This window comes from Akkermansia sp. GGCC_0220 (assembly GCF_017566105.1).
Lineage (GTDB): Bacteria > Verrucomicrobiota > Verrucomicrobiia > Verrucomicrobiales > Akkermansiaceae > Akkermansia > Akkermansia massiliensis.
Map to the genome: position 1 here is coordinate 145,916 of NZ_JABFCI010000006.1, position 13,553 is coordinate 159,468.

12 protein-coding genes are annotated in these 13,553 nt (G+C 56.0%); 6 read left to right on the plus strand and 6 right to left on the minus strand.

Annotation, left to right across the window (positions count from 1 at the left end; genetic code table 11):
- Window positions 1–181 precede the first annotated feature (181 nt).
- Window positions 182–931, plus strand: a complete 750-nt coding sequence (locus HJW02_RS06365) for a DeoR/GlpR family DNA-binding transcription regulator (protein WP_022396477.1) — start codon at window positions 182–184, stop codon at window positions 929–931.
- 59 nt (window positions 932–990) lie between these two features.
- Here HJW02_RS06365 and HJW02_RS06370 read toward each other — a convergent pair whose 3' ends face one another.
- Window positions 991–1,278, minus strand: coding sequence for a GNAT family N-acetyltransferase (locus tag HJW02_RS06370; protein ID WP_022396476.1), 288 nt, complete (start codon window positions 1,276–1,278; stop codon window positions 991–993).
- Window positions 1,279–1,490: 212 nt separating this feature from the next.
- Between HJW02_RS06370 and HJW02_RS06375 the strand changes: the two genes are divergently transcribed.
- Window positions 1,491–4,982, plus strand: coding sequence for an autotransporter outer membrane beta-barrel domain-containing protein (locus HJW02_RS06375; protein WP_102726651.1), 3,492 nt, complete (start codon window positions 1,491–1,493; stop codon window positions 4,980–4,982).
- Window positions 4,983–5,139: 157 nt separating this feature from the next.
- Here the strand turns inward: HJW02_RS06375 and HJW02_RS06380 are convergent, their stop codons facing one another.
- Entirely contained in the window at window positions 5,140–6,342 is a 1,203-nt protein-coding gene (locus HJW02_RS06380; RefSeq protein WP_180972886.1) for a cysteine desulfurase family protein, read from the minus strand.
- A 70-nt stretch (window positions 6,343–6,412) separates the two neighbouring features.
- On the opposite strand from HJW02_RS06380, the gene HJW02_RS06385 reads away from it, so the two are divergent.
- The 3 genes from HJW02_RS06385 to HJW02_RS06395 all read left to right on the plus strand — a co-directional run bounded on the left by HJW02_RS06385 (window position 6,413) and on the right by HJW02_RS06395 (window position 9,314).
- On the plus strand, window positions 6,413–7,087 hold the full coding sequence (locus tag HJW02_RS06385; RefSeq protein ID WP_022396473.1) for a phosphopantothenoylcysteine decarboxylase: 675 nt from the start codon (window positions 6,413–6,415) through the stop codon (window positions 7,085–7,087).
- 81 nt (window positions 7,088–7,168) lie between these two features.
- Entirely contained in the window at window positions 7,169–8,290 is a 1,122-nt protein-coding gene (gene rsgA / locus HJW02_RS06390) for a ribosome small subunit-dependent GTPase A (protein WP_022396472.1), read from the plus strand.
- A gap of 52 nt (window positions 8,291–8,342) precedes the next feature.
- Window positions 8,343–9,314 carry a retropepsin-like aspartic protease gene (locus tag HJW02_RS06395; protein WP_022396471.1) on the plus strand — a complete coding sequence of 324 codons (972 nt, stop codon included), beginning with the start codon at window positions 8,343–8,345 and terminating at the stop codon, window positions 9,312–9,314.
- On the opposite strand, the gene HJW02_RS06400 is transcribed toward HJW02_RS06395, so the two are convergent.
- Genes HJW02_RS06400 through HJW02_RS06410 form a run of 3 tightly spaced genes read right to left on the minus strand, consistent with a single transcriptional unit; the run spans window position 9,298 to window position 11,958 of the window.
- Window positions 9,298–10,584 carry a glycosyltransferase N-terminal domain-containing protein gene (locus HJW02_RS06400; protein ID WP_102722645.1) on the minus strand — a complete coding sequence of 429 codons (1,287 nt, stop codon included), beginning with the start codon at window positions 10,582–10,584 and terminating at the stop codon, window positions 9,298–9,300. The genes HJW02_RS06395 and HJW02_RS06400 overlap by 17 nt on opposite strands.
- Window position 10,585: 1 nt before the next feature.
- Window positions 10,586–11,161: an RsmD family RNA methyltransferase gene (locus HJW02_RS06405; RefSeq protein ID WP_102722644.1), complete on the minus strand. Its 576-nt coding sequence runs from the start codon at window positions 11,159–11,161 to the stop codon at window positions 10,586–10,588.
- A gap of 35 nt (window positions 11,162–11,196) precedes the next feature.
- Window positions 11,197–11,958, minus strand: coding sequence for a hypothetical protein (locus HJW02_RS06410; protein WP_146017860.1), 762 nt, complete (start codon window positions 11,956–11,958; stop codon window positions 11,197–11,199).
- Window positions 11,959–12,031: 73 nt separating this feature from the next.
- On the opposite strand from HJW02_RS06410, the gene HJW02_RS06415 reads away from it, so the two are divergent.
- On the plus strand, window positions 12,032–12,475 hold the full coding sequence (locus tag HJW02_RS06415) for a hypothetical protein (RefSeq protein WP_146017859.1): 444 nt from the start codon (window positions 12,032–12,034) through the stop codon (window positions 12,473–12,475).
- A gap of 139 nt (window positions 12,476–12,614) precedes the next feature.
- Here the strand turns inward: HJW02_RS06415 and HJW02_RS06420 are convergent, their stop codons facing one another.
- Window positions 12,615–13,541, minus strand: a complete 927-nt coding sequence (locus HJW02_RS06420) for a polyphosphate kinase 2 family protein (RefSeq protein WP_102722674.1) — start codon at window positions 13,539–13,541, stop codon at window positions 12,615–12,617.
- Window positions 13,542–13,553 lie beyond the last annotated feature (12 nt).

Consider the following 13,553-nt stretch of genomic DNA (forward strand, 5'->3'; position numbering starts at 1 on the left):
CATAAAATTATTTTTGTACATTTCTCGGTATTCAATTGTCCCATTATTACAAAATCTGCATTATTCACAATAACAATCAAAACTTAGAATTTCTAACGCTTGACTGGGACAGTGAAAAATTGTTAGAAAACAACTTAACACCTAGAACGTGTAAACATTCTATATAGAAAAACAGAACCCAATGTATTTAGCATCCCAACGTAAAGAGTTCATTCTGAAAACGCTGGCCGAACATGGAGCCGCAAGAACCATTGCTCTGGCCAAACAGATGAAGGTCACGGATGAAACGGTCCGTAATGATTTGATTAACCTTGAGAAACGCGGCTTTCTCAAGCGCGTCCATGGCGGCGCTCTGGCCCTTACCCATAAATCCCTCCATGAAGACATTGTCACTCAAGACGATGTTTCCATAAGGATTGCAAAAAAAGCCGTCCAGAACATCCCCGCTTCCGTGGTCATGTTCATTGACAGCAGCACCATGGGCTACCAGATCTGCAACCACATTAATTCCAGGGATACGCACGTGGTTTCCAACAACCCCACGCTGCTGACCCGGCTTGAAGGCATTCCGAACCTGAGCTTCTACTGCACGGGCGGACGCTTCGACCGCGAAGCCCTGGTCTATGTGGGACAGGAAGCCGCCAAGGCCGCAGGTTCCCTGAGCATTGACATGGTTGTACTGACGCCGGACTGCTACTCCCCCAAGCATGGCGCCGGATACAAGAACATGCTTCAATCCGAATTCATCAAGAGCGTCATTCCCCCGGATGCCAAGGTGATCATCGCCATGCCTTCCACCAGCGTAGCGAACAACCCGGCATTCTATACCGTTGCGCCCTCACAGATCTCCATGCTCATCACTGATGAAGCCCTTTCTCCTGAAATGGCTGACCAGATTGAAAAGAGCGGCGTCAAGGTGGAGCTCGCCTGACGCCGGCCTGCTTTACAGGGGGCGGAAGTTCTTCGGAACTTCCGCCTTTTTTATGATGATCATATACTCTCTCCTTTCCATTCCGTCCAGTACTCCCGGCTTCCTGTCAGCTCGTCATCCCTGGAGCCGATCTCCTCAAATCCTCCACGCCTGTAGAACGCGCGGGCACGGGCGTTCTCCTCGTAAACGCCCACCGTCAGCATCCCCTTGCTGTGCTCCTTCACCCAGTCCAGCAGAGCCGTGCCTATTCCCTCGCACTGACGCTCCGGCGCCACAAACAGAGCGGCTTCTTCCCCTTCCCCCACCAGGCAGGCAAACCCGACAACACGGCCGCCGTCCCTGCACATCCATGACCCTTACGATTACTTAGGGATGCACCCTTACCGTGATTTATGGCCGGTCACACCATTTTTGAGCTGATAACAGTTTATACTTGACCATCCCCTGAATTTATCTGAAAAGAAAAATCGCTTATTTAGTATTTGGAAATGAGTAAAGGTAGGCTTGTTTCAGAATTGTATAAATAAACGAAAAACACCATAGATTTTCTGCAATAAACATGGAAAAGATTGCTGCTTCCCTGTTGGCGACAGCTGGTATTGCCTGCGCCCAAACATACAACTACGATTCCTCCTCTGAAACGCTTGTGATAACAGGCAAGGGCAATACGGTTGCCGACCGCATTACTCTGGAAGGACCAATAACCCCCGGGAGCACAGTCCCTGGGACTTCGGAAATATTCGGAGACACAAAAGAAATTATCTTAAAAGACGTTTGGACATCTCCCGATTCGATCCGCATTAAATATGTGGAGCCGACTTCTGAGGGAAACAACACGACGCTGAAATTAGAAAATTCGCGTTTGGGCGCATCGGGGGACTTTGATAAAGGCGGCACGGGGTTAATCCTTATTTTGGATTCCCAATCCAGTCTTGAACTATACGGGAACCGGCTCACCAACACAATCAGAATCGAAAACCAAGGCAACATAAGATGCACAAACGGCACTGTAAGTGCAAGCTCGTATTTGTGGGACAACAAGACAACCACAGGTTCTTCAGGCGTTCTGGGCGGAAGTGGATATTATAGCTTCGGGAACGTTTCCTCTATCGAGACTAATAAAGATTTCGGACTCATCAAGACCAGCGGTCAAATTACAGACCTCGAAATTTCGGGAATTTACACTGTGGACGGGAATTCCGCAAAAACAATCGACGACGACTCCTACATCGTGGGTGTGAACACGTCGAGCAGTTCTGACGGGCAGGCGATGACGATTTCGGGTTCACTTACAATCAATGCAAAACAAGGCACGGGGATAGGTATACTGGCCAACCAGCTCGGCAGCGACGACGTTTCGCTCAAAAATAACTATTCGGGCCAAATTTACGTGACAGCAAAAGACGCCTTCGGTGTAAAAGTTGGTAAAAACGCGGCCAAGGACCCCTCTGCTGCGGGCGACATCTACTCGCTTTCCGTGGGCGAACTCGACATCGAAAGCACAATCACTTCGGGCAGCACGCAGGGTGAAGCAACGGGTATATACGCAAAAAGCGTCAAGCGCGATTTGACAGCAAATGCAATCACAGTAAAGGGGTACACCAATGCAACCGGTATCCATCTGACGGAAGGCGGCCGCAACCTCACCATATCCGATATGCAAGTAAGCGCGGGAATCAGCGGCAACGCAGCAGGCATAATCGCCGCGCCAGGCAGAGATAACCCTGTTTCCACAGCCGGAAACCTCGAAAACATCAGGATAGATAATTTGGAGGTTTCAGGCGGCGCAGATGCCACGGGTATCTTTGCAAACTCCATTACAAAATCGGGCCAAAATGAAAACATCATAGGCAACATTACGGTTTCGTCTGAAAACGGATTGGCAAACGGTATTTTCGCCGACAACGCTGACATCACCCTCGGCGGCAAAATCCTATCCTCAAGCGAAAACTCCAACGCCTACGGAATTTGGACGGAAAACGACCTTTTCTTAAAAATGCTCGATGGTTCGGAAATCTCGGCAATCGCTGCAAACGAAAACTCCAGCGCCCAGGCAATCCGCTCGAAAAACCTCTATCTGACATTCGACGGCAGCGCGACGATAAATGGCGACCTCATGGCGGACGCCGGCATGGAGCTAAACAACGGAGGCAATGTAGTCGTCAACGGCAATATCGAGGGTAAACATCTTGCCGCAGAATCAACAATCGGCACGGTTTCAGGCAAAATGAAATTCGACTCGGTTGCCGGCCTGAACATTACCGCATCAGTGGGTTCGCTCGAAATCGGTACGTCGGGCGAGGATTCGGGGTATATTAAAGTCAACACAGTCGAGACATCAGCAAACATTTCAAACGCCGTTTTGGTGACAATCGAAAACGCAAACGGCAACGTCTCGTTCAACTCGGTTAATTCGGCGACGGTAAACAACGCCGTTGGCGACATCTCAGCAACAAATGTCACTAACGGACTGAACGTCGGCGATGTCGGCAACATCCGCGTAAGCGGTACGAATGTCAATGTGCTTGACGGCAAAACTGTGAGCGGCGACATCGTTTCGACGACAGACCTCATACTGTCAAACGAAGGTTCGGCAACACTCACGGGTTCAGTTTCGGCGGGCGGGAACAGACTTACGATAAACAGTGTCTTCGGCATAAACTCTTCAGCCGCGACCGTAATCAGCGCGGGGACACTCGGGGGCGCGGGCTTGCGCGGCACCATCAACAACCACTACGACAACATCTTCGGTTTCTCCGCAACCGACGACTCTTCGGGAAGCCTCACCGCCGCAACCGCCTTGAAAGGCACGCACGACGTCGTCTCGAACAACATTTCGGGCATGATCGACGGCGACTTGGATCCTTTTGAAAACACCTACATCACCGTGAAGTACGTCAACGTCGGCAGCAATGTCGGCTACGAAATCAAGAAGAACACCTATCTTGCCGAAGCAGTTGCGACAAACGAATTCGAAAAGGCGTTGGCAAAAACCTACGACGATCTTGAATACATCGACGGCGACGACGCGGCGAACGAGGCGGCAGTTACCAAAAAACGTAATTTCGCCGCAATGGTAAAAAGCGGCACACTGGGTGCGATACTTCCGCAGTCGGTAGTGCACAGCGTGCGCATGAACATGGATCTTGCCGACATAATCCACCTCGACACGCTCAACCGCACGAGCGCGGCAATCGACGGCCTCGGCGCAAAAAGCAGCGGCACGGAAGTTTCGGGGGGGCGTTTTTCAGGCATTACCGTCCGCAACATAAACAGGTTTGCCACCTACGGCGGCGATGAAAACATGGATGGGTCGAGCGACTATATTTCGGGCGGCTTGGTGAATTTTGAATACACGGCGGGTAACACGTTTCTTGCGGGCTTCGGCTTCGGCGGTTTTCAGGCAAAATCGTCAGGCAAGGGCAACTGCGGCAAGGCGGAAACCCAAAGCCTTGCGGTCAACGCCTACACCGACTGGCGGTTCTTCGGCAACTTTGACTGGTACTTCGGTGCAACCTATGCTTTCGGCATGAACAAAGCCGAAAGGATGAACATCCTGAACAAAAGCAAAGCCGATTGGAATTCAAACCTCATCGGTGTCTTCACGGGCGTTCGATACGCGTGGAAGCCTTTTGCCGACACCGGATTTTACCTGAAACCCACAATCGGCGTAAACGCGGACTTCCTGATGAACCCGTCGTTCACGGAAAAAAGCGGGGAAGAACGCATGAGCGCGGAATCAGAAAACTATACAAGCGTGAAGTCGCTTGTGGGAATTGAGGGCACTTACGCGTTTTCAAACGGCTTCTACTTTACGGGCAGAATGTTCTACACGCACGAATTTTGCGACGACCGCTACGGAGTAAATGCCATGCTCGGCTCTTCCTTCATAAGGGTAAGGGGCTGGAAAATGGACAGGGACGCTGGCGTATTCGGCGCAGGCATCGGATACAGCATCACGGAACAGTGGAGCGTCTATGCCGACTATGCCGCGGACGTTTCGGACAAAGTGCGCCACAACGTCAATATGGGCGTCACGTTTAAATTTTAAGTCGATTCGCGAATGAGCAAAAAATCTGCAATATATTTCTGCCGCAATAGAATCGCCTCATAAACATCTGTAAAAGCATTGATAGGGAGGGAGCCGCTGTTACTGAGCTCCGGTGTCATGGAACACAAACGGCTTTCTGTAAAAGCGCCCCAGCCTCTCAGCCCTTCCATTCTGGCCTGTACACGAGCACCGGGCCGGTACGCGAAGACTGAACGCCGCGCACCTTCCGAACGGCGGAGCCCACCAGGGCGGCAGCCTGTTCCACCTCCTCCTGCGTCGTCATGAAAGACAGGGAAAAACGCAGGGAGGAACGTACCGCCTCATCAGACAATCCCATGGCCGTCAGCACGTGGGAAGGCATCGGCTGCAGCGTATGGCAGGCAGACCCAGCCGAACACAGCAGGCCGGCAGGTTCCAGCAACAGCATCAGCGCTTCCGCCGTACATCCGTCAAACGCCAGATTGGAAGTATTGGGAATACGTTCCGTTCCGCCGGAATGCACCGTCACGCCGCCCACCTGTGCCCGCAGGAGAGACTCAAAAGAATCCCGCATCCGGGACAGCCGTCCGGCGTCCTCCTCCAAGTGCCTCAATGCCGCCCGCGCCGCCGCACCAAAACCAATGATTCCCGGAACATTCTCCGTGCCGGACCTCAAACCGTACTCCTGCCCCCCCCCGAACAGCAAAGGGGAAAAAGGAGCCCCCGCTCTCCTGTACAGACATCCAATCCCTTTGGGGCCATGGAATTTGTGTGCGGATACGGAAGCATAATCCACTTCCATTCCATGCAAATCCACGGGAATTTTTCCGGCGCACTGCACTATATCCAAATGCACGGGAACTCCATGTTTCCCGGCGGAGGAACACAAAACCGCCGCATCCTGCAATGCGCCTGTCTCATTATTGGCCCAGGCAAAAGAAACGCCGGACACGCCCCCTGCGCACATGGACTCCCATTTTTCCGGAACCGCTCGCCCTTCCCTGTCCACGGGGCAGACACAGCCGCTGCCCAGGGCCAGGGCCGTCTTCAAGGAGGCGTCATGGTCCGTGGACAAAACGCCTATCCCTCCCTCCCGCTCCCCGGCCATCTGGCGGAAAGCCATATTAGACGCCTCCGTTCCGCCGGAAGTAAATACAATTTCCGAAGGAAATGCGCCCAACAGGGCGGCAACGGCCGCACGGGCTTCCTCCACCGCCTCGCGCACGCTCCTGGCGCAGCCGTAACCGGCGGACGGGTTGAAAAACCGTTCTTTTAAAAACGGCTCCATGGCCTCGTAAACCTCCGGGGCCAGCGGTGTGGTAGCGTTATTATCCCAATAAATCACGCCTTCATAACTCCCCCAATCGCGGGAAGGAGTCAAGCCGGAACATAATGCGCAGCTGCACAAGATCACTCTTCACTTTTACCCGTGATTCCGCATAATGCCTCTCATGCGTTTTCTTATCACGGCAGGCCCCACCAGAGAAGCTATTGACCCCGTCAGATACCTCACCAACCACTCCTCCGGAAAAATGGGGTATTGCCTGGCGGAAGCGGCTGTTCACGAAGGCCACAGCGTCCTTCTCATCTCCGGCCCCACTTCCCTGGACATCCCGCACGGCGTGGACTTCCTGCCGGTTGAATGTGCACGGGAAATGTATGATGCTGTCAAAAACCAGGCTCCCTACGCCGACGCCGCCATCCTCAGCGCCGCCGTAGCGGATTATCGCCCCGTTTCCGTTCCGGACCGCAAAATCAAGAAAACGGGGGAGCGCATGATTTTGGAACTGGAACGTACTGCGGATATTCTTGGCTCCATGCGCGCGGAATTCGGCTTCAGAGGCATTCTGGTAGGCTTCGCGGCGGAAACCCATGACGTGGAAAATTACGCGCGCGGCAAACTGGAACGCAAGCGGTGCGACATGATTGTGGCCAACGACGTTTCCCGCAGTGACATTGGTTTTAACTCCTCTGAAAATGAAGTGCTGCTCGTTTACCCGGACCGGACGGAGCTTTTGGAAAAAGCGCCTAAAACGCAAATTGCCTTTCAAATCATTGAGCGCGCATGCCGTCTCGCACAGGGAAAAGCTCCGTCATGGCGCACGGCAGACCCGTTCCACGCTTGAACCGGAAGAAGGTTTGCCCCACGATCCGATGTCGGCATGTAAATGCCGGCGGCCTTTCCCAAAACTACATTTTCCATTTTCATGCCCGTCACTCTTCAGGATTTAGGCTGGAACGACCACTTTCAACGCGCTTTCAACGCCGTCGCCAAACCCGGCTGGGTTCCGGGACGCCTCATCCGGGAAACGAAAATCAACTTCACCGCCCTGCTGGACGGCGGGGAAGACGTGGACGCGGTCGTCAGCGGCAAGCTCTGGCATGACGCCGCCACGGATGCGGAACTGCCCGCCGTAGGAGACTGGGTGGCGATTGACCCGGGGGAAGCGGGAGACGAAGCCGTCATACGCGCCATTCTCCCCCGCCAGACCTGTTTTTCCCGCAAAGCTCCGGGAAAAAGCAGCGCGGAACAGGTTCTGGGAACCAATGTGGACACCGTAGCCGTGGTGACGGAGCCGGGAACGGACTTCAACCCCAGGCGCATGGAGCGCTACTTTACGCTCATCCGCCGCAGCGGCGCCGCACCTCTCATCCTGCTCAATAAAACGGACCTTTTCTCCAGGGAGGAAGTGGACGAAGCCGTGCAGGCCCTGCGGGAACTCTCCCCGGAATGCTCCATCATCGGCATCAGCGCCCTGCACAACAAGGGAATCAAGGAATTCCGCAAATGCCTTTCCAGGGGAAAAACCATCTGCATCGTCGGTTCCTCCGGAGTGGGAAAATCCACGCTGGTCAATACCCTGCTGGGGGACGAATGGCTCTGGACGGGGGAAGTGAATGAGGTGACCGGCAAGGGACGCCATACGACCGTGGCGCGCGAACTGGTGCTCCTCAAACACGGCGGCCTGCTGATTGACAATCCCGGAATCCGTGAAATCCAGATGTGGACGGATGAACATACCCTGCGGGAAAGCTTTGCGGATTTGACGGAGCTGGCCCAGGAATGCAAATTTGCGGATTGCAGCCACGGCACGGATTCCGGCTGCGCCATCAGGAAAGCCGTGGAGGAAGGAACGTTGGACAGGGAGCGGTACTTGAATTTCCTGAATTTGGAAAATGAAATCGCCCGGCTTGCCAAACGTCAGAAAAAAAGGCAAATGAACGTGGAACGGGCCGGGAAGAGAGACCGGAAGGTACAGGCCCGGAATTATGAGGACCGCGTGGAACTGGAACGCCGCCACAAGCCCAACCACCGCAGCCATGACTGATTCTCCGTCAAATTGGCTTGTCAAACCGCAGAGGCGCGCTTACCAGTAAGGGATGCTCTTCCCATGCAGCCTTTTTCGCGCTTCCGCGGCCCTTCTGGCATTGGGCGCGCTTCCTCTCTCCGCAGCGGAACAGCCGGACCCCGCCCAGGCCAGGCCCGTCGTTTCCATCACGGACCTGAACCCCGTCCGGCTGACGAGAGACGCCCACAGCAAACTTCTTGTGGCGCAATGCACCATTAACGGCGTTCCATGCAATCTCATTGTGGACACGGCGGCCTCCCACACCACGTTTGACATCAAATTCATCAAGAAGAATTTCCCCGGCCTGCCGCTTGAAAACGCGCAGATCGCCCCCGGCTCCAACGTCAACACCGTTCCCCAGCTTTTCGCCATGAAGACCTTCTCCATCGGAGGGCTTCACATTAAAAACTTCTTCGGACTCGCCATGGACCTCACCCCCCTTCAAAAAGATATGCAGGTCAGGGTGGACGGCATTCTGGGAATCAACTACCTGGGCTTCTCCCCGTTCCTGCTGTCCGTCAGGGATGCTTCCCTCCAATTTCTGGAACGCTCCCGCTTTCCCTCCCAGAACATGAAGCCGCTGGAAGTGGAACGCCACCCATCCGGAATTTTCTATGTCCGCTGCTCCCGGGGAGGAGACGCCTTCCTGCTGGCCCTTGATTCCGGTTCTTCCCTTTCCCTGGCCCCGCTGGAACAGTGGCCCGCGGACCCAAATGGAAACCAGCTCACGGCCAAGGCCTCCGACATCAACGGACACAGCGGGGACCGCAACGTCATGAAGCTGGGCATACCCTCCACCCTCCGCATGGGGCCGGACTTCCAGATGGACGGCCTTTCCTTCGCCGTGACGGGAACAGGCGGCAGATGCCAGATAGGCGTGGACACCCTCCAGCACTTTGACATCATCATTGACGCGCCGCAGGGGGAAGTCTTCGCCCTGCCGCTCCATTCCAAGCCGGAGGCCCGCGGACAAAAGGCTCCCGCCGTTAAACGGGAATCTTGAGCATGATGCAGATCATGCGGATGGTGCGGGCCGTAGCGCCGAAATGGGCTTTCAACGCCACCTGCGCGCGGGAGGACTGGGCATGGGCCAGCAGCGGATTGTCCAGCATCTCCTTGAGCACGTCCGCCAGACGCTCCTCATCGCACCGGGTAATGCCGTCCACGCCCTCAAGCAGCTGGACCAGCGCATCGAAATTCTCCATGTGCGGCCCCGTCAGCACGGGCACGCCGCAGGCAACGGCCTCCGCCGGATTCTGGCCGCCGTCCGCCAGAAAGCTCTTGCCGATCACGGCCACATCCGCCAGCGCGGTCCAATCCCTCAATTCTCCGGTCGTATCCGCAATGTAGCAGACATTGTCCTTCAGGGTTTCCGGAAGCTCGCCATCCGTCCGCAGCACGCACTGCCAGCCGCGGGCCTCCAACTCACGCACCACCGTATGGCGGCGTTCCGCATGCCGGGGAACTATCAAGGGGAAGCCTCCCGCCTTGCGCACGGCCTCCGCAATCAGCACTTCCTCCCCGTCATGCGTGCTGGCGGCCAGCACCACGGGCTTGCCGCGCTTCAGCTTGTCCAGAATGGCGGCAAACTCCGCATTGGTTTCCTTGCGCTCCGCCATCTGCTGGTCAAACTTGATGCTGCCCGTCACATGAATGATGGAGGGGCGCACCCCCACGGATTCAAACCTCCGGACGTCCCCCTTGTCCTGCACGCCCATGGCGTCCAGCGTGGAAAAATAATATCGTGACACCCATTTAAAAGCGCGGTAGCGGCTCTCGGACCTGGCGGACATGCGGGCATTGATCATCGCCATGGGAATGCCCCGCACCTTGGCGGCGCGGGCAAAGTTCGGCCATAATTCCGCCTCTACCAGCACAATGGCTTCCGGTTCAAAACGGTCAAAGCACCTCCCCGGCAGGCCCAGCAGGTCAAAGGGGGCATAAATTACGCGCACGCCGGGCACCTGGGCATTCACCGCCGTATCATGCCCCGTAGCCGTGCTGGTGGCCAGCACCGCGGAACCGCCGCGCTCCCGGAGCCACGCCCGGAGAAATTTGAGGGCCAGCACCACTTCACCCACACTCACGGCATGCACGTACAGCACCCCCTTCGGCTCCCGGTTGTAGGAAACCCGGTACAGGCCGAAGCGCTCCATCAACCCCGTGCCGAAGCCGCCGCGCCTCTTCTGCTTGAGCAGGTAGGAAGGCAGCGTCACCAGCCACCCGAGGGTGTACAGGACATTGTAACAGAAAGAGAACAGGAAGGCTTTCATCTTACTTCTCAGGCAATCGATAGAACAACAGCATATTTTTCCCGTACCGGCGGGTATCCACCAGGTCCAGGCCGTCAAACTCCGCGGCGCCTTCCATGCCGGTTCCCCAGCCTTCCTGCACTTCCGCAATAAACACGCCGCCGTCCTTCAGCAGTCCGGCAATTCCGGCCTCCGCCAGCTCCACAATAAAATCCCGGTCCGCCGGGCCCTTGCAGTAGGGGGGATCTGCAAAAACAATGTCGTACTTCCTGCCGGCCAGCAGCTCCCTTTTCACAAACTGCACGGCGTCTCCCTGGATGACGGCGCCGCCCTCCAGGCCGGTTTTGGCAAGATTGGCCTTGGCCGTCGCGCAGGAAAGCCGGGAAAAATCCACCATGCGGGAGCTCCCTGCCCCGCGGCTGAGGGCTTCCAGGCCGAAGGCTCCGGAGCCGGTGAACAAATCCAGCACGTCGGCATGGCCAATCAGCGGGTTCAGGATGGAAAAAAGGGCCTCCCTGACCCGGTCGGTCGTGGGCCGCACTTCCCCTTTGGGAACAGACAGTGCTATGCCGCCGGCCTTTCCGCTGATGATACGCATGTTTTTACCGGAATGAAAGGAACGTCTTGTTGTCCCTACTGGCGCGCCTTGGCCTTGGCCTTTTCCAGCAGGGGATCTCCCGTAATGCGGGTGATGGGGATGCGCAGCACGATGGACTGGTTGGCAATGGCAATATTATCCGGATTCTTCTCGGACATGTTGTAAACGAAATAGGTATATTTGCCGTCCTTGGTCTTGCCCGCGATAATGGTCTCCGTCAGGGTGGAAAGAATGGTCTTCTTTTCCATGGTCCATTCCTTGCCGCTCCATGCGCCGTACACGTTCAGATCGTCATAGGAAACGTCCCCTTTCAGGGCCAGGGCGCCGTTGGGGGAAATCCAGGATTTGGTATTGGAGTCATACTTCAGGGTGCTCATCGGCAGCGGTCCCTGCTGGGCCACCGCGGCCAGAGTCCAGATGCCGCGTTCCCCGGAGGCGAAAATGCCCACAGCTACGGGGGCCACTTCCTGCACCTGCTTCAGCTTCCAGCATTCCAGATACTTGGCATACTCATCCTTGGTCCAGCCCAGACGTTCGTCATACGGAACGGGCTGACCGGGAACGATCTGGCTGACGAGTTCCTTCTTGTCCTTGTCGGGCAGGGAGGCAAAAACGCCGTCAATCTTTTCCATGAATGGCTGAAGGCTTTCATCAAGCACAACGCTGACGGCGGAAGCTTCCGCCATTTTGCCGACCGGGAGATATTCATCGATTATTTCCGGCTTTTCTGCTGCGGACAGGGAAGAAACCAGAACGGGGACCATCAGTGTTAAAGCCAGATTGCGGAGCGCTTTCATAACGTGTTCGTACATTTTACTCAACAAAACACCCTTGGCAAGAGTCAAAGTGAGTGTTATCCGTATGTACATCATGAACTGGAAGTTACTTTTCACTACCCTGGCCGCCGCTCTGAGCCTTGCTTCCTGCGTGTCCACCCCGGCATCCCGCATCCAGAAAAATCCAGCCCTTTTCAATTCCCTTCCGCCCAGCCAGAAAACGCTGGTGGAAGCCGGACAGATTGCGGAAGGCATGTCGCCGCCCGCCGTCTTCCTGGCCTGGGGAGACCCCTCCGCCGTCGCGGAAGGCAACCTTAACGGAAAATCCGCCACCCGCTGGATTTACTCTTCCCTCCAGCCGGTTTACACCCCGCCGCCCTCCTTCTGGGCCGGGCCCTACTGGGGAGGCCCCTATTGGGGACCGGGGTTCTACCGTCCCTATTACCCGTATTACAATGACGTCACCTACGTCCCGGTGGATACCGGCTACGTGCTGTTCATCAACGGCAAGGTGAAATCCTGGGAACGCAGGCGCTGATTAAAGAACCGGCAGGCCCGCACGGGATGGAATGCGGCGGCGCAGCAGACGGAGGGAAGCTTCCGCATGATGCGCCGTTTTTCTTTTTGCCATTCTTTCGCGGCCTTTTTTCTTTCCCTTCCGTTCCCGGACTCTTCGTTCAATCCCTGTCCCCGGACAGGGGGCGTTCCAGTTCCTCCCGGAATTCAGGGAAGAACGCCTTCAATTCCCCGGACACCTTAGGGTATTCCAGTTTCATTTCCGCCAGTGCCTCCACAATGGCGCACATGCAGACAAGCCTGGAATACCACTTGTTGTCCGCCGGCACCACATACCACGGCGCGTCCCGGGAAGAAGTATGACGTATCATTTCCTCATACGCCTTCTGGTACTGGTCCCAGAACTCGCGTTCGTGGATGTCCCCCTCTGAAAACTTCCAGTTCTTGTGCGGGGTGTCCAGCCGCGCCAGAAGGCGCTTTCTCTGTTCCTCACTGGAAAGGTTAAGGAATATCTTCACGATGCGCGTCTTGTTGGCGAGCAGATGGCGTTCCAGATTATTGATGGATCTGTACCTCTCCTTCCAGAAGGCTCCCTTGGCATGGGCGGGATCAAACCCCTCCCCCGCCAGAAATTCCGGATGCACGCGCACGCTCAGCACTTCTTCATAGTAGGAACGGTTGAAAATGCCGATCATTCCCCGCCGGGGAAGACGGGCCACGCACCGCCACAGGAAATCATGGCTCCGTTCCAGCGTGGAGGGCGGCTTGAAGCTGCTGACCACGCACCCCTGCGGATTGACTCCGCCCATCACATGCTTCACAATGCCGTCCTTGCCCGCACTGTCCATCGCCTGCAGCACCACCAGCAGCGCATAGGATTCGCTGGCATAAAGCACCTCCTGAAGCTGTTCCAGCAGCTCAATGCCCTTCTCCAGCTTGTCCACGGCTTCCTTCTTGCTGTCCTTGTCCAGCTTGCCCAGATCGCCCGGATCATAGTGGGATAACTTGAACCCCTTGCCGTCCGTCACCCGGTACGGCTCAATGAACTTTTTGCAGCGTTTGACCAGACGGGAAGGAATATCTATCATTCCGGTAATGAC